The following is a 20,949-nucleotide window of genomic DNA, read 5'->3' on the forward strand; positions in this document are numbered from 1 at the left end:
TCGACCTGGTGTTCGATGAGACCAGTTTACCGCCGCCCACCGACACCGCACAGCGGTTAAATCCGGGACGTGGTAGAGGCCCGTCGCTACCCGACCGGGGTACTCCGTCGGCGCGATCTCACCAGCGCGTGGTCAGCGCTCCCAGCGCGCCGAGTGCGACCGCCGCGGCGGTGGACGTGCGCAGGACGGTCGGGCCGAGCAGCACGATGTCGGCGCCCGCGTCGGCGAGGGCGGTCAGTTCGGTGTCGTCGAGTCCGCCTTCCGGGCCGACGATGAGCACCACTTCCTTGCTCTCGGCGAGCGGCAGCTCGGTGAACTTGCCGGTGCCGGATTCGTGCAGCGCGGCGACCACCGCGCCCTCGGCCTTCGCCGCGCGCACCAGTTCGAGCAGGTCACGGGTGCGATGCAGACCGGCGACCTCGGGAATGTAGGCACGCCGGGACTGCCGCGCCGCCGATTTCGCCGCCGCCCGCCACTTCTCGATGCCCTTGGCGGCCTTGGCCTCCCAGTTGGCGACGCAGCGCGCGGCCTGCCAGGGCACGATCAGGTCGGCGCCCGCCTCGGTCATCAGCTCGACGGCCAGCTCGGAACGATCCGACTTCGGCAGCGCCTGCACCACGGTGACCTGCGGGGTGACCGGTTCGGCCAGTCTGCGGTCGTGGACGGTGAGCTCGAGGCGGTCCTTGGCCGCCGCGATCACCTCCGAGTCGGCGAGCACACCGTGTCCGTCGGACAGGGTGATCAGCTCGCCCACCCGCGTCCGGCGCACGGTGGCGGCGTGGCGACCTTCCGGTCCGTCGAGCACCGCGACAGCGCCTGGTTCGGGGATGTCGTCGAGGTAGAAGACCGTGGCGGCCACGGGGTCAACGACCGCTGAACGAGGCGCGCAGCCGGGCGAACAGGCCGCTGTTGTGCTCGGACTGCGAAGACATCACCTCGGCGCGGTCCTTGTCCCGCATGCCCTTGAACTTGCGCAGCAGGTCGGTCTGCTTGCCGTCGAGTTTGGTCGGCACCACGATGTCGAGGTGGGCAAGCAGGTCACCGCGCGCGCCCGAGCGGAGTCGGGGCATGCCGTGCCCGCGCAGGTGGATGACCTCGCCCGGCTGGGTGCCCGGCGCGATGGTGAGCTCGGTCGGTCCGTCGAGGATGGTGTCGACGACCACGGTGGTGCCGAGGATCGCGTCGACCATCGGCACCCGGACGGTGCAGTGCAGGTCGTCGCCGTCGCGGACGAAGGTGTCGTGCGGCTGCTCGACCACCTCGACGTACAGGTCACCGGCGTGACCACCACCGGGACCGACCTCGCCCTGAGCGGCCAGGCGCACCCGCATGCCGTTGGCGACACCGGCCGGGATCGGCGCGGCGATCTCGCGGCGCGCACGCACGCGGCCGTCGCCACCACACTTGGTGCACGGATCGGGGATGACCTCGCCCGCGCCGCGACAGGTCGGGCACGGACGCGAGGTGAGTACCTGGCCGAGGAACGAACGCTGCACCGACTGCACTTCGCCCGCGCCGCCACAGGTTTCGCAGCGCACCGGCTTGGAGTTGCCGTTGGTGCCCGCGCCGTGGCAGAGGTCGCAGAGGATGGCGGTGTCGACGGTGAGGTGCTTGGTGACACCGACCGCGCACTCGGCCAGACTCAGCCTGGTGCGGATCAGCGAGTCGGCCCCGGGCTGCACCCGGCCGCGCGGCTTGCGCGCACCGCCGCCCTGGCCACTCATCCCGCCGAAGAACGCCTCGAACACGTCACCGAGGCCGCCGAACCCGGCACCGCTGAATCCCGCACCGCCGCCGCCGTTTTCGAGCGGGTCACCGCCGAGGTCGACGATCCGGCGCTTCTCCGGGTCGGTCAGCACCTCATAGGCGGTGGAGACTTCCTTGAACTTGGCCTGGGCGGCCTCGTCCGGGTTCACGTCGGGGTGCAGTTCGCGGGCCAGTTTGCGGTACGCGCGCTTGAGCTCCTGGTCGGTGGCATTCTTGCCGACGCCGAGCAGTCCGTAGTAATCCCGTGCCACTTGAGTTCTCTAGTCCTTGGTCGCTGTGGTCCAGCCGAACGCCGGGCGCATCCTATGAGTCTGTTCGACTCAACTTTACCCCGGTCGAAGTACCGACCATAACAGTGCCTGCCGGGTCGGCGCCGACCCGGCGGTCACCTTTCGGCCAGTACCTCACCGATGTAACGGGCGACGGTGGCCACCGACGCCATCGTGCCGGGATAGTCCATCCGGGTCGGGCCGAGCACGCCCATCCCGCCGAGCACCGCGCCCGCCGCACCGTACCCGGTGGACACCACGGAGGTCCCGCGCATCTGCTCGACCTGGGTCTCCTCCCCGATCTGCACGGTGACCTGGCCGGGCTGCTGGGCAGCGGCCAGCAGCTTCAGCACGATCACCTGTTCCTCGAGCGCCTCGAGGACGGTGCGCAGCGAGCCGGGGAAGCCGAAATCGGCGACATTGCGGGTGAGGTTGGCGGTGCCGCCGAGCACCAGGCGCTCCTCCGGGTGTTCGACCAGGGTTTCCACCAGCACAGTGGAGACCCGGACCAGCACGTCGCGGATCTTGGCGGGCGCGCGTTCGGGTAGCCCGGCCACCGAGGCACTGGCCACCGACAGCAGTTTGCCGTCCATCGCGCCGCCGAGCAGGCCGCGCACGGCGGCGAGGTCGTCCTCGGAGATGACCGCGCCCAGGTCGACGATGCGCTGATCGACGCGGCCGGTGTCGGTGATGACGACCAGTAACAGGCGGGCGGGGTTGAGGGCGACGACCTCGATGTGGCGCACCGTCGACGCCGATACCGTCGGATACTGCACGACCGCGACCTGACGGGTGAGCTGGGCGAGTAGGCGCACGCCTCGGCGCAACACGTCGTCGAGGTCGACGCCGGATTCGAGGAATTCCATGATCGCTCGACGTTCGGCGCCGGAGAGTGGTTTCACCTCGGCGATCCGGTCGACGAATTCGCGATATCCCTTGTCGGTTGGCACACGGCCGGAACTCGTGTGCGGCTGGGTGATGTAGCCCTCCGCCTCCAGCACCGCCATGTCGTTGCGGACCGTCGCGCTGGACACTCCGAGGTTGTGCCGCTCGACCAGCGACTTCGAGCCGATCGGCTCCTTGGTGGCGACGTAGTCCGCGACGATCGCTCGCAGGACCTCGAATCGCCGATCCTCGGTGCTCGAAGCCATCGACCCCACCTCCTCGCTCGTGCCGGGTACCTCGTCGGCCCGCGTTGTCGTACTGCTGGCGCACAGAGTCGCACGAGGGCGCTCGGGGCGTCTCGTAGTCCAGTCTAAATTGTCTCGTTCTCCGGTGAGTTCTCCACAGGGCCGAGTTGTCCACAGGGCCTCGATCAGCGCTTGTCGCGGTCGGGTGCCCGGCGTACGTTCGATCCCGAATCAGGTGCTTCACCAGCATCTTTACGGATCGGGAGGGATCTGCGATGGGGTTCGGTGATGATGGATACGGGCGTGGCTCGGCGCTCGTGGTGTGTCCCGAGGAATTCGCCGGGATCGATCGCGCGTGTGTGGAGTTTCTCGAGGTGATCGAGCGGGTCTCCGAGGCGTCCGCGCGGATCGGGTCACAGACCCGCTGGGGTCTCGGTGAGGGTGACGCTCGGCTGATATCCGGACCGGCGCTGGTGGCCCGGTTCCGCGCGACGGCGGACGCGGTCTGTGTCGCGATGGCGGTCCACCGCCGGATCGTCGATGACATCCGGGATGCGCACCGGATGGTGCACGACCGTATGGTGGCGGCCGACCAGGAGTGGGGCGCTCGCATCACCGAGGCGGAAGCCGTTCCGGGACATTCCTTCCCGACAATCGGTGACCGATGATTCCGGGCGGCGGCGAGAATGCCGACCACTGGCGGCATCGCGACATCGTGCAGGCATTTTCAACGCTCGATGTCGGCGACGCTGTTGCCCAAGCCGATACGTTTCGACAGCTGGCGCGATGGTGGGAAGACGGCGTGCACGCCTTCGCCTATGCGATCGAAGCGGCGCTGCCCGCGGCATGGTCGGGGCTGGGAGCCGACGCGGCGATCTCGTCCCTGCGTCGATATCTCGGCCGAGCGCGAGACCTGGTCTCCGCTCTCGAGGTCGTGCCCGGGTTGGTGGAGGCCGCAGCAGAGGCCGTCGTCGCGACCAAGTGGGCGATTCCGGATGCCGTCGACGTGGTCTCGGTCCCGGCATGGTCCACGGACCCCGGTGGCCTCCGGGAGTCGATCGAGCGCGAAGCAGAGGCTCGTGCCGTGCTGCGTGAGCGGTACGTCCTGCCGTTCGCCGAACTCGATCGCCGAATACCCATGATCCCGCTGCCGAGTTCCCCGTTCACCGTCGGTTCGACCGGGGCATCGGGATCTGCGTCGGCCAGGCATCCGAATGCCACTGTGAACCGGACGTCATCTTCCGACAGCGGGCGAACCGTGCGCTCGTCCATGGCCGATGTGCTGTATTGCTCTACGGCACAACGAGAGACAGATTGCGAAGCACTGTCGATCAGGACAGACGAATCACCCACCGCTACTTCACGGATCGCGGCTTCGGCGGCCGGGCAGGCATCAGCGGCGTTCTCGGGCACGACCCCGATCACCGTTGCCGCCGACACAGTTGTCGACCCGAGGAGCCGATCCGGACGTGTCGCCATCGAATCGTGTTCGACCTCAGTGGGTCCCGTATGCCCCGACGGCCGATCGGTGGAGCTCAGCGATGAAGAGGGCCGTGCGGCATCGACCTTCGAGATGGGGGAAGACCCCGACAACAGATCGCACCTCTGCGCCCAGACCGCCGGAACCCCGTGCACCATCGAAGTGGCGGCGACAACCCGTGTTCCGGACGGTGCGGGCGCCGAAGTCGTAGCAGTCGACGCGTCAGCAGCCGAGCGAACGGATGACCCCTCGGCCTCGACCTCATCCGCTTCTTGTGTCGCACAACACCCAGGTACGGCGTGGCCTGCGGTTACAAGCGCCGAGGGATACTTCGGCACGGAAGCGGAGCGGGCGACGTCACCGAGCGAGAGAGGCACTCGACCGGCTGGCGGGCCGAGCGCGGTCTTCACCAGCCAAGCCGCGGAGGGCACACGCTCGGGAACCATCCAGCACGATGCCGGAGCGGTACGTACGGGTGCCATCCCACAAGGCGCCGAAGCAACGCGCGCCGGATCCAGTCACCACGGCACCGAAGGAATGCGCGCAGTAACAAGCCAACATGGCGCCGAAGGAACACGCGGACTCGGCCAGCACAGTGCCGAACCGGCGCGCGCATGGGCCTGCCTGCACGATGCGGAGGGGATGCGCGCAGGGGCGAGCGGCCAGGGTCTCGGCTGGGTGAGTGTCAATGTCGGCGGGCCGGGCGCCGGAGGCGGAGGCGGATATCGGGGCGCCGACGGGCTGGATGCGGGCGACGACAGGGGGGCGGGCGCCACGTCGGCCACGATGGGGGCGGGGTGCTTCGCCGGGGCTGTGGTGCCGACGGCGGCGGATGCCTCGAAGAACGGAGGCGTGCGTGACGTGCCGGTCTATTTGGTTACCGAGGCCAATACCGATGTGTTGCTCGGTTGCTCACTACCCACAGTCACCGGCGGGGTGATCGGTGGGGTGCGTGGCGAAGGGCACGACTCGGCCGTGCGGGGTGCGCGATGACGCGGGCGAACGGACAGGCCGCGTCACGGGCACCCCGGTCGGGCGACTGTGAACCGCTCAGGCGCGGCGGGCGGCGACGCGGGCCGGGGAGTGGGCGGCGCCCACTTCTTTACCGGCGAGGGCGTCGAGGCCGAGCATGGCCAACAGTGACACGCAGTCTTCGGCATCGTTGGAATGCGAAGCGACCGTCCGTGCGGCGACCGCGCACTGGCGAGCGTTCTCCGCCTTCTCGGCAGAGCGCGCCTCAGCGAACTCGCTCTGCTCGTGGACGAGGGTGATGTGCCGTTCGGTGGACATATAGCTCCCTAGGTTTCGACCCGAAGCCTACGCCCCCAATCGTTATCTTCGGTGCTGAACCCACCGAAGAGCAGCTTCGGATACCCCGGTGGTCCGCCCCCTCCGGCGGGTGTGCATCAGGCCACATCATCGGTGTGACCGGGGAATCATCGAACCGTGGGTGAGCGCGACCACGCCGCCGAAAAGATGTCACGAAACGGCATCGTGCGCCGCGCGCTGCAACCGGAGCTGTCCGATCTCCGCGACGTTTTTCATCAGCTCGGCGTCGACCCAGCCGACCAGATGCGCGACCGTCAAGTCGGCGTCGGCGGGCCACGGGTACGCCGACGGGAGATCGAGGTCGGCGTCGTCGAGTTCGGTCAGGGTGTCGAGCCACTCGTGCCGGAGCCGACGCAGCCATTCGACGGTGCCGTCACCTGGTCCCGGCCAGACGATATCGGTGCGTTCACGCGGTGGGCGTTGCCGCAGGTGATCAATGGCCACGCTCCACCACCAGCCGATGTGCCAGGTGAGCCAACCGAGGGTCGGAACCGGGATCGGATCGGGCTCGACGTCGGTCCAGTCGGCGACCCACCCGCCGAGGGAGTCTTCGCGCATCGTCCAGCACAGCGCGCTCGGCTCCCACAGAAAGTCCTCCTCGCGCAACCGCTCTAGGTGGTAGTCGAACAATGACCAGACGAGATCGAACTGCCACCGCAGCAACTCACTCCGTGATGTGGACACGGGCGGATCGTGCCATCCGGACCGCCGCGCGGGCGAACGAATTCAGGGCCGAGGGCGTCAGTCGAGCAGATCGCGAACGATGCCGTCGGCCAGCAGTCGACCCTGATCGGTGAGAACGAGGTGATCGTCGACGACCTGGGCCAAACCGTCGGCGAGAATACGGTCGAGGGCGGGGCGCGCCGAGGGGGCGAGGTCGGTGAGCGGTAGGCCGGAGCGCAGGCGCACGGTGAGCATGAGGTGTTCGGTGTAGCGCTCGTCGTCGGTGAGGGCTTCCCAGCCTGCGGCCGGAAGTCCGCCGAGAGCGACCCGGTCGGCATAGCGGGCGGGGTGCTTCACATTCCACCACCGCACACCACCCACATGGCTGTGCGCGCCGGGCCCGGCACCGAGCCAGTCACCACCGGCCCAGTAGCCGAGGTTGTGTCGACAGCGCGCGGAATCGTTTGCGGCCCAATTGGATACCTCGTACCAGCCGAGCCCGGCCCGGGCGAGGCGGGCATCGATGCGCTCGTATCGGGCGGCGAGCACATCGTCGTCGGGTGCGGGCAGTTCACCACGGCGGACCTTGCGCGCCAGCGCGGTTCCGTCTTCGACGATCAGGGAGTAGGCGGACACATGATCCACACCGGCGTCGAGCACGGCGTCCAGACTCGCGTCGAGATCGGCGTCGGTCTCACCGGGCGTGCCGTAGATGAGGTCGAGATTCACGTGCTCGAACCCGGCGGCGCGCGCTTCCTTCGCCGCGGCCACCGCCCGGCCTGGGGTGTGGGTGCGGTCGAGTACCTTCAGCACGTGCTGCGCGGCCGACTGCATACCGAGCGAAATCCGGGTGTAGCCCGCCGTTCGGAGCCGCTCGAAGAACTCCGGCGACGTCGACTCCGGATTGGATTCCGTGGTCACCTCGGCGTCGGCGGCGAGAGTGAAGTTCGCCCGCACCGCGTCGAGCACCGACGCGAGCCCGTCCCCACCGAGCAACGAGGGCGTCCCGCCGCCCACGAAGATCGTCGAGACCTCGGGGGTAGCACTCGGCAGCGCACCGAACTCGGCCGCCGCGGTCGCGAGCTCGCCGCGCAACGCCTCGAGCCACGACTGGGGCGACGCCGAGGTCCCCAGCTCACCCGCTGTGTAGGTGTTGAAGTCGCAGTAGCCGCAGCGTGTGGCGCAGAAGGGGACGTGCACATACACCCCGAACGCACCGCCCCCGAAATCGCGCAGCACCGGTCGCTCGGCGTCGGCCGGTGTCGCACCGGGAGCCCCGGGAGTCGCGCTGGTGATCACCACTCCAGTCTGCCGGGTGCTGGTGAGCTGCCGCGTCCGGCCCCGATCGGTGCGGCTGATCCGGGCACGGTGCACCGGGGGTCGGACACGGCCCGGGAGCCGTTCCCCGCCTCGCCACGAGGGAACAGGACTCGCGGTCGGGCTGCCCGAGTAAGGCACCGACAACCGCAGCGGTGCCCTGCCATCGGGAAGGCGCGCCCCCGTGCGTTGGCCGATATTCCCGACGACGGGCCGCCCACGAAGGCGGACCGATCAGTCCACTACGGGGGTGTTCTGGTTGGCGGTCAGTACCCAGGTGCCGTCTTCTTTGGTCATCACATACATCGGCGTACCCCGGCCCGTCAGCTCACCGTCGACGGCGAAGTAGCTCTGCCGGATCTTCACCGCGGCGACGTCCGGGCGCAGGAAGAGCACGTGTTCGATGTCGTAGGTCGCCTTGCCGTGGGTGGTCGCGCCGGGCAACACCTGGGCGGTGAACTCGGCGATGGCGGCGCGGCCGAACAGTCGCTTTCCGTGGCCCGTGGTCCAGATCGCGTCGTCGCGGAAGACGGAGACGAACTCGTCGATCAGTTCGTTGTCCTGCGCGTGCGCGATGGCCTCGACGACAGCGCGGATGGTTGCGAGTTCGGAGTCGAGATCGGCGGGGGCTCGGCCCGCTACCGTGACGTTGTCGCTCATGCGGTCACTGTGCGCCCTCAACCACGGTTCAGGTCAACCGATGCGGCGCCCGACACACTCGCGCCAGCGGACGAATCGCCGTTCACTTCCTCGCCGAGCGCTATGACGCCTGTCACAGAACGGTACGGTCGTCCAGGGGATTTCCCTCAAAAGTGCGGGAAATATCTCCTTGCGTTCGGAACGACCCCCCTGACATGGCACAATAAGCACATGCACGCAACTGGAGTACGACTCGTGGCCCGTCGCCACGTCGACTTCCAGCGTGTCTGCAGCGCCTGTTGTCGGCCCGGTTCCTACCGGTAGCGCAGCGGCGTCCGCCCGGGAATCCCCGGTGCCTTCGACTTTCATCGGCCCGCTGACCACCTGACGCGAGCCAGCCCCTCGCGCCTTCAGCACGGATGTACACCCACCCCCGCAGGAGCGACCCCACATGACGTCGAGCACCGACGCCGGTTCGACCGAACAGTCGACGGCGCAGGCCCGTCCCGAGCGCCCGGTCTCCGAGCGCCGCGTCCGGCCCGACCGTCCGCGCCCCGAAGGCGCGGTCGCGCCGCGCGAGCGCACCGGCAAGCCGGTCCGCCGCCGCTCCGAAGGCCAGTGGGCCCTCGGATATCGCGAGCCGCTGAACCCGAACGAGCAGTCCAAGAAGGACGACAACCCGCTCAACGTGCGGGCCAGAATCGAGAACATCTACGCCAAGGGCGGCTTCGACTCGATCGACAAGGCCGATCTGCGCGGCCGCTTCCGCTGGTGGGGCCTCTACACCCAGCGTGAAGAGGGCTACGACGGCACCTGGACCGACGACGACAACGTCGACATCCTCGAGGCCAAGTACTTCATGATGCGGGTGCGCTGCGACGCGGGCGCGCTCAACGCCGCCCAGCTGCGCACCATCGGCCAGATCTCCACCGAGTTCGGCCGCGACACCGCCGACCTGTCCGACCGCGAGAACGTCCAGTACCACTGGATCGAGGTCGAGAACGTCCCCGAGATCTGGCGCAGGCTGGAGTCGGTCGGTCTGCACACCACCGAGGCGTGCGGCGACTGCCCGCGCGTGATCCTGGGTTCGCCGCTGGCCGGTGAGTCGCTCGACGAGATCATCGACCCCACGCTCGCGATCGACGAGATCGTCAAGCGCTACATCGGGAAGAAGGAGTACTCCAACCTTCCCCGCAAGTTCAAGACCGCGATCTCGGGCCAGCAGGACGTGGTGCACGAGATCAACGACGTCGCCTTCGTCGGCGTGAACCACCCCGAGCACGGGCCCGGCCTGGACCTCTGGGTCGGTGGCGGTCTGTCGACCAACCCGATGCTGGCCAAGCGGGTCGGCGCGTGGGTGCCGCTCGACGAAGTACCCGATGTGTGGGAAGCCGTCGTGTCGCTGTTCCGCGACTACGGCTACCGCCGCCTGCGCACCAAGGCCCGCCTGAAGTTCCTCATCAAGGACTGGGGCATCGAGAAGTTCCGTCAGGTGCTCGAGGACGAGTACCTGAAGCGCAAGCTCATCGACGGCCCCGCTCCCGAGCAGCCTGCCAAGCCGATCGACCACGTGGGCGTGCAGAAGCTGCGCAACGGCCTCAACGCCGTCGGCTTCTCCCCCATCGCCGGTCGCGTGTCGGGCACCATCCTGAGCAAGGTCGCCGACGCCGCCGAGAAGTACGGCTCGGACCGCATCCGGTTCACCCCGTACCAGAAGCTGATCGTCCTCGACATCGCCGACGACCAGGTAGACGCGCTGATCGACGAACTGGAACCGCTCGGCCTGCAGGCGCGTCCGTCGATCTGGCGGCGAAACCTGCTCGCCTGCAGCGGTATCGAGTTCTGCAAGCTGTCATTCGTCGAGACCCGCAAGCGCTCGCAGGTGCTCGCCCCCGAGCTCGAGCAGCGCCTGGCCGACATCAACGCACAGCTCGACGTGCCGATCACGATCAACATCAACGGCTGCCCGAACTCGTGCGGCCGGTCCCAGATCGCCGACATCGGCTTCAAGGGCCAGCTCGTCGACGACGGCACCGGGAATCAGGTCGAGGGCTTCCAGGTTCACCTGGGTGGCAGCCTCGGTCTGGACAGCGGTTTCGGCCGCAAGCTGCGTCAGCACAAGGTGACCAGCGTCGAGCTCGGCGACTACATCGAGCGTGTCGTGCGCAACTTCGTCAAGAACCGCGAAGACGGTGAACGTTTCGCGGTGTGGGCGGTTCGCGCCGACGAGGCCGACCTCCGCTAGTGGATGAGGAGATCTCAACTGTGACAACGAATCTCGCCGCCAAGCTGTCCGAGGACGAACTGCGCGCCATCGCCGAGCAGGGCGCGGCCGAACTGGGCCCCGACGCCTCGGCCGTCGACCTGATCGCCTGGACCGACCGGACTTTCGGCAACAACTACATCGTCGCCTCGAACATGCAGGACGGTGTGCTGGTGCACCTGGCCGCGCAGGCTCGTCCTGGCGTCGACGTGCTGTTCCTCGACACCGGCTACCACTTCGCCGAGACCATCGGTACCCGTGACGCGGTCGAGGCCGTGTACGGGGTGAACGTGGTGAACGTGCGGCCCGAGCACAGCGTCGCCGAGCAGGACGAGCTGCTCGGCAAGGACCTGTTCGCGCGCGACGCCGCCGAATGCTGCCGTCTGCGCAAGGTGGTCCCGCTGAAGAAGTCGCTGTCGGGCTACAACGCCTGGATCACCGGCATCCGCCGGGTGGAGGCGCCCACGCGCGCCAACGCCCCGCTGATCTCCTTCGACGAAGCGTTCGGCCTGGTGAAGATCAATCCGATCGCACCGTGGTCCGACGACGAGATGCAGGCCTACATCGAGGCCAACGGCATCCTCGTCAATCCCCTGGTGGAAGAGGGCTACCCGTCCATCGGCTGCGCACCCTGCACGCGCAAGCCCGAACCGGGGTCCGATCCGCGCAGTGGCCGCTGGGCGGGCCTCGCCAAGACCGAGTGCGGATTGCACCAATCATGACCATCACCACCACCGGGAGTGAGCCTGTGAACACCGACACCACCGAACGCGATCTCGGCCTGACCGAGTTCGACACCCTCGCGGCGCTGGAGTCCGAGGCGATCCACATCTTCCGTGAGGTCGCGGGCGAGTTCGAGCGGCCGGTGATCCTGTTCTCCGGCGGCAAGGACTCCACCGTGCTGCTGCACCTGGCGCTCAAGGCCTTCTGGCCCGCGCCGCTGCCGTTCGCGCTGCTGCACGTCGACACCGGGCACAACCTCGACGAGGTGCTCGAGTTCCGCGACAAGGTGGTGGAGAAGTACGGGCTGCGCCTGCACGTGGCCTCGGTCGAGGAGTACTTGGCCGACGGCCGCCTCACCGAGCGCCCCGACGGCATCCGCAACCCGCTGCAGACCGTCCCGCTGCTCGACGCCATCACCGAGCACCGCTTCGACGCGGTCTTCGGCGGCGGTCGCCGCGACGAGGAGCGTTCGCGCGCCAAGGAGCGGATCTTCTCGCTGCGCAACGCCTTCGGTCAGTGGGACCCGAAGCGGCAGCGGCCCGAACTGTGGAACCTCTACAACGGCAAGCACGCACCGGGTGAGCACGTGCGCGTGTTCCCGCTGAGCAACTGGACCGAGCTCGACATCTGGCGCTACATCGCCCGCGAGGACATCGATCTGGCCTCCATCTACTACGCCCACGAGCGCCCGGTGTACCAGCGCGACGGCATGTGGATGACCCCCGGCGTGTGGGGCGGCCCGAACGAGAACGAAGTGCTCGAGACCCGGTCGGTGCGCTACCGCACCGTCGGCGACGGTTCCACCACCGGCGCCATCATCTCCGACGCCGCCGACAACGAGGCCATCCTGGCCGAGGTCGCCGCGTCCCGACTGACCGAACGCGGTGCCACCCGCGGCGACGACCGCGTGTCCGAGGCCGCCATGGAGGACCGCAAGCGAGAGGGTTATTTCTGATATGTCCGACCTATTGAGGCTGGCCACCGCCGGTTCTGTCGACGACGGCAAGTCCACTTTGGTCGGACGGCTGCTCTACGACACCAAGTCCGTGCTGGCCGATCAGATCGACGCCGTCACCCGCGCCTCGGTGGACAAGGGTCTGTCGACTCCCGACCTGTCGCTGCTCGTCGACGGCCTGCGTGCCGAGCGGGAGCAGGGCATCACCATCGATGTGGCCTACCGCTACTTCGCCACGCCGAAGCGCTCGTTCGTGCTGGCCGACACCCCGGGGCACGTGCAGTACACCCGCAACACGGTGTCCGGCGCGTCCACCGCGCAGCTGGTGATCCTGCTCGTCGACGCGCGCAAGGGTGTCATCGAGCAGACCCGCCGCCACGCCGCCGTGCTGGCGCTGCTCGGCGTGCCGAAGCTGGTGCTGGCCGTGAACAAGATCGACCTGGTGGACAACCCGGCCGAGGTGTTCGCCGCGATCTCGGCGGAGTTCAACGCGCTCACCGCCAAGCTGGGCTGGGCCGACGAGGACGTCCTCGAGATCCCCGTCTCGGCGCTGCACGGTGACAACATCGCCAGCCGCTCGGAGAACACCCCGTACTACGACGGCCCCTCGCTGATCGAGCACCTGGAATCGGTGCCCGTGGACGCGGATTCGACCGGCACGCACGCCCTCGGCCTGCGCTTCCCGGTGCAGTACGTGATCCGTCCGCGCACCGCCGAGTACCCCGACTACCGCGGCTACGCGGGTCAGATCGCGGCCGGGTCGGTCTCCCCCGGTGACGAGATCGTGGTGCTGCCCTCGGGCAAGCGCACCACCGTCGAGCGCATCGACACCCCCGACGGTGAACTCGCCGTCGCGCAGGTGGGCCGCAGCGTGACGCTGATCCTGGCCGACGAGGTCGACATCTCGCGCGGTGACATCATCGCCTCGGTCGCCGACGCCCCGGAGGCGATCGACACCTTCGACGCGACCGTGTGCTGGCTGGGCGACAAGTCGCTGCGCCCCGGCGCGCGGCTGCTGCTCAAGCACGGCGCCAAGACCACGCAGGCGATCGTCGGCGCGCTCGTGGAGCGGTTCGACGAGCAGACCCTGACGGCCGAGCCGAGCCCGGAAACCCTGGAACTCAACGACATCGGCCGCGTCTCGCTGCGCCTGGCCGAGCCGATCCCGGCCGACGACTACCGCACGAACCGGCACACCGGCTCGTTCCTGCTGATCGACCCTGCCGGTGGCAACACACTGGCGGCCGGACTGGTGGGCGACGTGCTGACCTCGGTCGAGGTCGGTAGCGCGGTCTGATGACGCGCCTGCTCGCCCCGTCGCGCGGCACCTCTCCGGTGCCGCGCCGCGGCGGCGGGCCCGCGCTGATCGCGGTCGCCCACGGCAGTCGCGATCCGCGCTCGGCGGCCACCATGGCGGCCGCTGTCGCCGACATCGCCGCGGCCCGGCCGGATCTCACCGTCCGCTTGGCTTTTCTCGACCTGAGCGCACCCTCCGTCGACCAGGTGGTCGACGACTTGGCCGCGCGAGGACACACCGACGCCATCGTCGTTCCGTTGCTGCTGGGCAGCGCCTTCCACGCGCGCGTCGACCTGCCCGCCCTGCTGGACCAGGCGCGGCACCGGCATCCACAGCTTCAGCTGACCCAAGCCGACGTCCTCGGCGCCGACCCACGACTGATCGCGGCACTCCACGACCGGGTCATCGAGGCCTTCGCCGATCTGCCAGGCTCGGCCACTCCGGCAGGGGTCGTTTCCGCAGCGGCCGGTAAGACGATGAACGCAGTTGGCCCTACAGGCCCCACCACTCCAGCGGGCGCAGCCACTCCGGTGAGCGTGGGTGCCCCAGCGGGCGCAGCCACCGCATCGGGCGCGATCACTCCGACAAACGCAGCCACATCGACAAGCTTGGGCGCCCCGGCAAACGTCGGCACATCGGCAACCGCGGAGACTTCGGCCACCGCTGGCGGAGCATCGAGTTGGGCTCTGTCGGGTACCGTTTCGCGTGCCGTCGCACTGAATACTCCCGGGCGGGGCATCGAGGCGCTGGGGATCGTGGTCGCGGCGGTGGGGTCGCGCAGCGCCGACGCCAATCTGCGCACCGCCGCGGTAGCTCGCCGCCTGTCGGAGTCGACCGGACTGCGCACCGAGATCTGTTTCGCCACAGTGGAACCCGGAATCTCGGCCGCCGTGGAGCGCCTGCGGGCGCGAGGCGCACGCCGCGTTGTGGTCGCTCCGTGGTTTCTCGCACCCGGCCTGCTCACCGACCGCCTCCACGCGGCGGCCCCTGACATCGTTCACGCCGACATCATCGGAGCGCACCCGGCACTGACGGACGTCGTGTGGGCTCGCTACGACAGCGCGACGGCGCCGGAACTCGAACTCTCCGCCTGAGTTCCAGCGCACTACCATCGTCTGGCTCCGACGACTTACAGGGCTGAATCCAGCTCTTCGAGGATTCCAGCGAATTCAGCGGGCTCGATCGTGACCTCGAAGATCCGTCCCACATGCTCGGGATGATCGAGCAGATGCCCCTCACGCCAGAACTGCAGCGTGATCACCAGGTCGTCGCCGTCACGGAAGGCGAAGGTCTGCAAGTTGTCGGTCGTAGGTCCCCAGCACAGGAATCGAAACTGCTCGCGCAACTGACAAATCGGGTCGTCGTCGGTCGCGGTGCCGAACCGGCGATGAGTGGCGACCGCAGACAGCCCGGCAACGGGCAGCGGCGGAATGCGCCCGGAACGTACCGAGACGGCCGTTTCCTCCACAGACCGGCGGAACTGCTCGACGAAGACCATGTTGTCGTCGCACGTCAACCACTGATCGGCGGCCCACAGGTCCACTCGACGCAGCCCCGAGGACCGCTCGCCGACTTCGACAGCGAACCTGCGCTTTTCACCCAGAAGTACGGCCACCTGGACACGATGTCAGCTTCGTCGCGTCGCACACAACCGAGTTCGTCTCCGCGTTGTGAACCGCAGAAGCGGCACTCCCTGGCGTGGCAGCCTCCGTGATGGTCAGGCGACCACTACGGGCGGTCGAGTCGAATGAACCTGGCGTAGATTGAATCTCCCGCTCGGACCACTTGCAAGACACGACCGAGGAACTCCGGCGATCACGCCTCATCGCGATCGGTTCGCTCGTCCGAAGACCGGCGGGCGAACCATCGTGGCGTTCGGGGCCTGGCACCACGTCTCGGGCCATGAACGAGAACCTCGGCGCGGCGTTCGAGAACCGACGGATCGGCCGGTTATCTGGCCCGAACGGCCCCAGCTACCGGTTACACCGATCGCTGCCCAACCTGACCGAACCGCGCGATCAGCAGTGACTCATTTCACAGCCCGTCACCTTTACCGTATACCCCCTAGGGGTATATTTTCGTGTCAGAAGCACAGCGAATCGAGAGGCGAACCGATGACCACCAACGCCCACGTCGGCCACCCCACCGTCGACACCACCACCCAGCCCGCGCACATCGGTGGGCATGCGGCCTTCGTCGACCACGCGGCTCATCACCAGCCCGCCGCAACACACGCGGGTCACGCCGCCGGACCCACCGATCCCCACGCGACCGAACACGCAGCTGACACCACCCGACCGGGACACCCGACACCCGCCGGAGCTCATGCCGCCCACGGCGACGTCCACGCCGCACATGGCGACGCCCACGCCGGATACGGCGGCACTCACGCCGCACACGGCAATACCCACGCCGGATACGGCGGCACTCACGCCGCACACGGCAATACCCACGCCGGATACGGCGGCACTCACGCCGCACACGGCGACGCTCACGCCGGGCACGGCGACACCCACACCGCACACAGCGACGCTCACGCCGCACACGGAGCCGGTGCCCCCGGCGGCCTCCTGGTCACACAGGACGGCTACACCCTCGACCTCGACACCACCATCGCCGAGCCGGGCGGGATCGACTTCCGGTTTCGGATTCTGGGGCCCGACGGGAAAGCGGTCACCGAGTTCGACCCGATCCACGATCGCGAGTTGCATCTGATCGTGGCGCGGCGGGAGTTGACCGGGTTCTGGCATGTACATCCGGCGCGTGAGGCCGACGACACCTGGGTGATTCGGCTGGAGCTGCCCGAGGCGGGGGCATACCGGGTGTTCGCCGATATCGCGCCGCGCGCGCTGGGTCGGACGATCACTCTCGGTGCCGATCTCGCGATCGCGGGACAGTATGCGCCGCAACCTGTTCCGGCCGCCGGTCGGATCGCGGAGGTCGACGGCTACGAGGTGACCGTCGACGGTGAGCTACGCGCCGAAGGCGACCTGCTGACGCTGACGGTCCGCAAAGACGGTGTGCCGGTGACGGATCTGCAGCCCTACCTGGCCGCTTTCGGCCACCTCGTGATCCTGCGGGCGGGCGACCTCGCCTACGTGCACGTGCACCCCAATGGTGAACCGGGCGACGGAGTCACCCCGGCCGGACCCGAAATCACCTTCCACACAGCGGTTCCCGGTCGGGGCACCTACCGACTGTTCCTGGACTTCCGCCACGGCGACGTGGTCCGCACCGCCGCCTTCACCCTCACGGCCGACTAGTCGAACCCGCGAACGGCGCCACTGCCCTGGAGGCAGTGGCGCCGTCGGCATGTCCTCACCGTTGCGCCAGCAAGCGAGCGGTGATGGTCCGCGCGGCATCCAAACGGGTCGAATCGCCGATCTGGCGGGCGATATTGGCGGCGCTGACCACCGCGTCCAGTTCGAAAACCAGCTGATCGGGATCGATTCCGGTCAGTTCACCGAGCTCTTGCGCCTTGCGGACCTCGGTCGCCAACAGGCCGAGCCACTCTTCACGGTCGGCCACGATCGCATCGTGCACGGCGCCCTGCTTGCTGCTGAACTCGGTCAGGGTCGCGACGCGGAAGCAGCCGCCAGGGAACGGTGGATCGGCGATGTGGTCGAACCAGCGATCCATCAGCGTCCTCATCCGCTCGATACCGCGCGGCTCCCGCAGGCTCGGCGCGATCACCCGCTCGATGAACACATCGCGGGCGGCTTGCACGGCCGCGAGCTGGAGCGCCTCCTTGGTGCCGAACAGCGTGGCGATACCGCTTTTGCTGATGCCGAGGTCGGCGGCGAGCATGCCGATGCTCAGGCCGTCGAGGCCTTCGACGGAGGCGAGTTCGGCGGCGCGGCGCGCGATCGTCGCCCGAGCGCGGGCACCCTTGGCCAGTCGCTGATCGGCGGGCTCGGTCTCGGTCATAGTCGCCATTGTCCCACTCCTTCTTGCTCGTACGAACGATCGGTCGTACTTTATTTACGAACGATCGTACGTTCTTATTTCTCTCCCCGAAGGGGCATCCCATGACCGACGTCACCGCGCGGCCCGAGCAACCGCCGACCAGTCCGAGTACCCGCGCCGCCTCGCGTGCGCTCGCCGTCGCCGCGGGCGCGGCGTTCATCGCCTTCCTCGATCTGTCGGTGGTGAACATCGCCTTCCCGACCATCGCCACCAGCTATCCCGGAACGCCGACCAATACGCTCACCTGGATCGTCAGCGGCTACGCGATCGCTTTCGCCGCCCTGCTGACCCCGGCGGGGCGGCTGGCCGACAGCCTCGGACGGCGGCGGCTGTTCGCATTGTCGCTGGCCGGGTTCGCCGTCACCTCGGTGCTGTGCGGGCTCGCGCCGGGCGCTGGTTGGCTCATCGCCGGACGCCTCCTCCAGGGCCTGACCGCGGCGTTCATGGTTCCCTCGGCACTCGCCCTCGTCTTGGTCGCCACCCCGAGGGAGAAGATCGGTGCCGCCATCGCCGCCTGGACGGCCGCGGGTGGATTCGCCGCGGTGGTCGGTCCGGCGATCGGCGGTGCGCTAGTGGAGACGCTCGGCTGGCGTGCGGTCTTCCTGGTCAATGTGCCGGTCGCCGTGGCACTGATCGTGCCAGCCCTTCGCCTGCCCATCGACGAGCCGCATGGGGACTCGGCACTACCCGACCCGCTCGGCATCATCGCCATCGCGCTCGGCCTCGGCGCGGTCGTCGCCGGGATCACCGAGGGCCAGACCTGGGGGTGGACCGCGCCGGTCACGCTGGTCGCGCTGATCGGCGGTTCGGCTCTCGTGTCCCTCGCGCTGATTCGCTCGCTGCGCCATCCCTCGCCCGCCGTGGCCGTCGCGCTGTGGCGGAATCGCCGATTCGCCCTCGCCAATGCCGGTTCGCTGCTGTTCGGCGCGACGATGTTCGCCTGGCTGCTCGCCGGGCCGTTGTTCCTCGACGCGATGTGGGGCTACTCGGTGCTCGAATCCGCGGCCGCGCTCACCGTCGGGGCGGGCGCCTCTATGGTCACTTCGGTGATCGTCGGCCGGATCACGGCACCGTCGGCACAGCGCTGGGCCGCCGTGCTCGGTGCGCTGATGTACACCGCCGCGCTCGCCTGGATGAGTACCGACGCCTTCGGGCCCGACCCCGCGCTGTGGTCGGCGTGGGTGCCCGCCGGAGTGCTCGGCGGTGGCGGCATCGGCATCGTGGTGACGGTGCTCGGTACCGCTGCGGCGAGTTCGGTTCCGCCACAGCAGTTCGCGGCGGGCATCGGGATGAACGTGACCGCCCGACAGGTGGGTGGTGCGGTGGGTGTCGCCGTGCTCGCCGCGGTCTTCACCGCCGTCCCCGCTGACGCGGTGCGTGCCTTCCACACGGTCTTCGCCATCGGCGCGGTGATCGGTCTCGCCGTCGCGCTGCTGCTGCTCGTGCCCTCGGACACCAAGAACTAGGAGTCGAGATGTCTTCCAGCACACCCTTGTCCGCGCACTACACCGAAGCCGACGATCCGCTGGTCCTGGCACCGGAGCGGGCGGTCGAACTCCTGCGCGGGGCGCCGTGGCGGCGTTTCGCCGTCCTCGGCGATTCGATCGCCGCCGGAACCGGCGACCCGAGCCCGGGGTACGCGACCACCGGGTGGGCCGATCGCGTCGCAGCCACCCTGCGCGCGGTGAATCCCGAACTGGCCTATCGCAATACCGGCCGTGTCGGCGCGACGAGCACCCAGGTCAGACAGCATCAGCTGCCCGAGATCCTCGAGTTCGGACCCGATCTGGTGCATGTGAACTGCGGCGGCAACGACCTGTTCGAAGCGGGCGGTGATCCGAACAGACTGCGGGACAACCTGTCCGCGATGCTCACCGCACTCGCCGAGGCCGGTGCGCAACTGTCGATGTTCACCGTCGCCGATGTGTGGGCCGTCGAACGAATGGAGCCGATGCGGGCGATGCGGGCGCGCATGGCGCAGATGAACGAGCTGATCCGCGCGCTCGCCACCGAATACGACGCCGTCCTGACGGAGTTCTGGGAACACCCGGTACGCCTGCGGCCCAGCGTGATGAGCGCGGACTTGATCCACTTCACGACCAGCGGACACGCGGTGGTGGCGACCGAGGTCACCCGGGCCCTGGCCGAGCGGCTCGGCCGCGTCTGACCCACCGGCGCGCCAGGCGACGAATCAGCTGTTGTCGCGGACCAGTTCGGCGCCGAGCGCGGCCAGTTCCGCCCGAACCTCCGGGGGGCCGACGACTTCCACGTCGGCCCCCCACCCCGCGAGTTGCCTGGCGACCATCTTCGCCGTGTCCGCCGTGATCTCGGCACGGACCCGCCCGTCGGCCGAGGGACCGAGCAGCGTGCAGTTGCGGCCCTGCTGGTCTACCAGGATCGGGGCCAACGCGGCGGAGACGAGCACCGTCGCGGCGACGGCGGCGCGCCGTTGCTCCATCCTGGTCACGATCCGCGCCCACTCGGCTGGCAAGTCGAAATCCGCGGGCCGGTCGAAGGCTTCGTCGAGCACGGTGACCTGGCCGATCCGGTCGAGACGAAAGGTCCGGCGGCCACGGTCGGTACCCGCGATCAGGTACCAGACCGTTTCCTTCTCCACCAGGCCCCACGGGCTCAGCTCCCGCACGGTGCGCTCCCCCGAGCGCACGTACTCGATACGCACCCGACAGCGATCGACGACCGCCCGTTGGAGCGGGGCCAGCGCCGCGGGCGGACGCGAATCGGGCCGTCCCCAGCGGGCCGGGTCGACGACGATCGCGTCGGCCGCCGCGGCGGCGTCCGCACGGAAGGTCTGCGGCAACGCTCGCACCAGTTTGCGCAGCGCGGACTTCAGTTCGGGTGCGGCCTGCGCGGCCGGGCCCGCCAGCAGGAACAGCGCCCGCGTCTCGCCCGCCGTCAGCCCGGACAGATCGGTGCGGGCACCGCCGATCAGCGACCACCCACCGCCGCGCCCGGCCTGCGGATAGACGGGGATACCCGCCGCCGACAATGCCTCGAGGTCGCGCCGGGCGGTCGCCACCGACACCTCCAACTCGGCGGCGACCTGCGCGGCCGTCACCCGGCCGCGCGCCTGCATCAACAGCAGGGTGGCCACCAATCTGTCCGCTCGCATACTCGATGATTCTGCCGAACA

At 68.7% G+C, this 20,949-nt stretch carries 20 protein-coding genes; 10 read left to right on the forward strand and 10 right to left on the reverse strand.

The features are described from left to right. Positions 1-118: 118 nt before the first annotated feature. The 3 genes from NC7_RS16760 to hrcA form a co-directional block, all read right to left on the reverse strand. Positions 119-859 carry a 16S rRNA (uracil(1498)-N(3))-methyltransferase gene (locus NC7_RS16760; RefSeq protein ID WP_067984141.1) on the reverse strand — a complete coding sequence of 247 codons (741 nt, stop codon included), beginning with the start codon at positions 857-859 and terminating at the stop codon, positions 119-121. 4 nt (positions 860-863) lie between these two features. After that, positions 864-2,018: a molecular chaperone DnaJ gene (gene dnaJ / locus NC7_RS16765; protein ID WP_067984143.1), complete on the reverse strand. Its 1,155-nt coding sequence runs from the start codon at positions 2,016-2,018 to the stop codon at positions 864-866. Positions 2,019-2,152: 134 nt separating this feature from the next. Then, entirely contained in the window at positions 2,153-3,187 is a 1,035-nt protein-coding gene (gene hrcA, locus NC7_RS16770; RefSeq protein WP_067486696.1) for a heat-inducible transcriptional repressor HrcA, read from the reverse strand. 254 nt (positions 3,188-3,441) lie between these two features. Here hrcA and NC7_RS16775 point away from each other — a divergent pair, with 254 nt between their 5' ends. After that, positions 3,442-3,834, forward strand: coding sequence for a hypothetical protein (locus NC7_RS16775; RefSeq protein WP_067984145.1), 393 nt, complete (start codon positions 3,442-3,444; stop codon positions 3,832-3,834). A gap of 1,454 nt (positions 3,835-5,288) precedes the next feature. After that, positions 5,289-5,639, forward strand: a complete 351-nt coding sequence (locus NC7_RS29180; protein WP_157102042.1) for a hypothetical protein — start codon at positions 5,289-5,291, stop codon at positions 5,637-5,639. Between the two features lie 57 nt (positions 5,640-5,696). On the opposite strand, the gene NC7_RS16785 is transcribed toward NC7_RS29180, so the two are convergent. From NC7_RS16785 to NC7_RS16800, 4 genes are all read right to left on the reverse strand, one after another. Then, the gene (locus tag NC7_RS16785) at positions 5,697-5,936 is read right to left on the reverse strand and encodes a hypothetical protein (RefSeq protein ID WP_067984149.1); all 240 of its coding nucleotides are present in this window, start codon (positions 5,934-5,936) and stop codon (positions 5,697-5,699) included. 189 nt (positions 5,937-6,125) lie between these two features. Continuing rightward, positions 6,126-6,659: a DinB family protein gene (locus NC7_RS16790; RefSeq protein WP_067984152.1), complete on the reverse strand. Its 534-nt coding sequence runs from the start codon at positions 6,657-6,659 to the stop codon at positions 6,126-6,128. Positions 6,660-6,716: 57 nt separating this feature from the next. Further along, positions 6,717-7,934: a radical SAM family heme chaperone HemW gene (gene hemW / locus NC7_RS16795; protein ID WP_084458551.1), complete on the reverse strand. Its 1,218-nt coding sequence runs from the start codon at positions 7,932-7,934 to the stop codon at positions 6,717-6,719. 255 nt (positions 7,935-8,189) lie between these two features. Further along, positions 8,190-8,615, reverse strand: a complete 426-nt coding sequence (locus NC7_RS16800; RefSeq protein WP_067984154.1) for an SgcJ/EcaC family oxidoreductase — start codon at positions 8,613-8,615, stop codon at positions 8,190-8,192. A 430-nt stretch (positions 8,616-9,045) separates the two neighbouring features. On the opposite strand from NC7_RS16800, the gene NC7_RS16805 reads away from it, so the two are divergent. From NC7_RS16805 to NC7_RS30640, 5 genes are read left to right on the forward strand one after another with little or no spacing between them, the layout of a single operon-like run. Beyond that, on the forward strand, positions 9,046-10,839 hold the full coding sequence (locus NC7_RS16805; RefSeq protein ID WP_067984156.1) for a nitrite/sulfite reductase: 1,794 nt from the start codon (positions 9,046-9,048) through the stop codon (positions 10,837-10,839). Positions 10,840-10,859: 20 nt separating this feature from the next. Further along, positions 10,860-11,579: a phosphoadenylyl-sulfate reductase gene (locus NC7_RS16810; RefSeq protein WP_067984282.1), complete on the forward strand. Its 720-nt coding sequence runs from the start codon at positions 10,860-10,862 to the stop codon at positions 11,577-11,579. Beyond that, positions 11,573-12,535, forward strand: coding sequence for a sulfate adenylyltransferase subunit CysD (gene cysD / locus NC7_RS16815; RefSeq protein WP_407940392.1), 963 nt, complete (start codon positions 11,573-11,575; stop codon positions 12,533-12,535). The genes NC7_RS16810 and cysD overlap by 7 nt, the downstream gene beginning before the upstream one ends. 1 nt (position 12,536) lies before the next feature. Then, complete coding sequence (locus NC7_RS16820) at positions 12,537-13,832, forward strand: sulfate adenylyltransferase subunit 1 (RefSeq protein WP_067984158.1); 1,296 nt, start codon at positions 12,537-12,539, stop codon at positions 13,830-13,832. Beyond that, complete coding sequence (locus NC7_RS30640; RefSeq protein WP_084458546.1) at positions 13,832-14,926, forward strand: CbiX/SirB N-terminal domain-containing protein; 1,095 nt, start codon at positions 13,832-13,834, stop codon at positions 14,924-14,926. Before NC7_RS16820 ends, NC7_RS30640 begins: the two co-directional genes overlap by 1 nt. 35 nt (positions 14,927-14,961) lie before the next feature. Here the strand turns inward: NC7_RS30640 and NC7_RS16830 are convergent, their stop codons facing one another. Then, positions 14,962-15,447 carry a hypothetical protein gene (locus NC7_RS16830; protein WP_067984161.1) on the reverse strand — a complete coding sequence of 162 codons (486 nt, stop codon included), beginning with the start codon at positions 15,445-15,447 and terminating at the stop codon, positions 14,962-14,964. A 499-nt stretch (positions 15,448-15,946) separates the two neighbouring features. Here NC7_RS16830 and NC7_RS16835 point away from each other — a divergent pair, with 499 nt between their 5' ends. After that, the gene (locus NC7_RS16835) at positions 15,947-17,095 is read left to right on the forward strand and encodes a DUF8832 domain-containing protein (RefSeq protein ID WP_236573541.1); all 1,149 of its coding nucleotides are present in this window, start codon (positions 15,947-15,949) and stop codon (positions 17,093-17,095) included. Between the two features lie 55 nt (positions 17,096-17,150). Here the strand turns inward: NC7_RS16835 and NC7_RS16840 are convergent, their stop codons facing one another. Next, positions 17,151-17,759, reverse strand: coding sequence for a TetR/AcrR family transcriptional regulator (locus NC7_RS16840; RefSeq protein ID WP_067984163.1), 609 nt, complete (start codon positions 17,757-17,759; stop codon positions 17,151-17,153). 101 nt (positions 17,760-17,860) lie between these two features. Between NC7_RS16840 and NC7_RS16845 the strand changes: the two genes are divergently transcribed. Both NC7_RS16845 and NC7_RS16850 read left to right on the forward strand, forming a co-directional pair. Further along, on the forward strand, positions 17,861-19,264 hold the full coding sequence (locus tag NC7_RS16845) for an MFS transporter (protein ID WP_067984165.1): 1,404 nt from the start codon (positions 17,861-17,863) through the stop codon (positions 19,262-19,264). Positions 19,265-19,272: 8 nt separating this feature from the next. Continuing rightward, on the forward strand, positions 19,273-19,965 hold the full coding sequence (locus NC7_RS16850) for an SGNH/GDSL hydrolase family protein (RefSeq protein ID WP_067984167.1): 693 nt from the start codon (positions 19,273-19,275) through the stop codon (positions 19,963-19,965). A gap of 24 nt (positions 19,966-19,989) precedes the next feature. Here NC7_RS16850 and NC7_RS16855 read toward each other — a convergent pair whose 3' ends face one another. Then, positions 19,990-20,928, reverse strand: a complete 939-nt coding sequence (locus NC7_RS16855) for a helix-turn-helix transcriptional regulator (RefSeq protein ID WP_067984170.1) — start codon at positions 20,926-20,928, stop codon at positions 19,990-19,992. Positions 20,929-20,949 lie beyond the last annotated feature (21 nt).

Source organism: Nocardia caishijiensis NBRC 108228, from assembly GCF_001612825.1.
GTDB classification, from domain to species: Bacteria; Actinomycetota; Actinomycetes; order Mycobacteriales; family Mycobacteriaceae; genus Nocardia; species Nocardia caishijiensis.

Coding starts and splice junctions, on each gene's coding strand:
- hrcA (WP_067486696.1), bottom strand. CDS start 3,187: ATGGCTTCGAGCACCGAGGATCGGCGATTCGAGGTCCTGCGAGCGATC.
- NC7_RS16775 (WP_067984145.1), top strand. CDS start 3,442: ATGGGGTTCGGTGATGATGGATACGGGCGTGGCTCGGCGCTCGTGGTG.
- NC7_RS29180 (WP_157102042.1), top strand. CDS start 5,289: ATGCGCGCAGGGGCGAGCGGCCAGGGTCTCGGCTGGGTGAGTGTCAAT.
- NC7_RS16785 (WP_067984149.1), bottom strand. CDS start 5,936: ATGTCCACCGAACGGCACATCACCCTCGTCCACGAGCAGAGCGAGTTC.
- NC7_RS16800 (WP_067984154.1), bottom strand. CDS start 8,615: ATGAGCGACAACGTCACGGTAGCGGGCCGAGCCCCCGCCGATCTCGAC.
- NC7_RS16805 (WP_067984156.1), top strand. CDS start 9,046: ATGACGTCGAGCACCGACGCCGGTTCGACCGAACAGTCGACGGCGCAG.
- NC7_RS16820 (WP_067984158.1), top strand. CDS start 12,537: ATGTCCGACCTATTGAGGCTGGCCACCGCCGGTTCTGTCGACGACGGC.
- NC7_RS30640 (WP_084458546.1), top strand. CDS start 13,832: ATGACGCGCCTGCTCGCCCCGTCGCGCGGCACCTCTCCGGTGCCGCGC.
- NC7_RS16835 (WP_236573541.1), top strand. CDS start 15,947: ATGACCACCAACGCCCACGTCGGCCACCCCACCGTCGACACCACCACC.
- NC7_RS16840 (WP_067984163.1), bottom strand. CDS start 17,759: ATGACCGAGACCGAGCCCGCCGATCAGCGACTGGCCAAGGGTGCCCGC.
- NC7_RS16845 (WP_067984165.1), top strand. CDS start 17,861: ATGACCGACGTCACCGCGCGGCCCGAGCAACCGCCGACCAGTCCGAGT.
- NC7_RS16850 (WP_067984167.1), top strand. CDS start 19,273: ATGTCTTCCAGCACACCCTTGTCCGCGCACTACACCGAAGCCGACGAT.
- NC7_RS16855 (WP_067984170.1), bottom strand. CDS start 20,928: ATGCGAGCGGACAGATTGGTGGCCACCCTGCTGTTGATGCAGGCGCGC.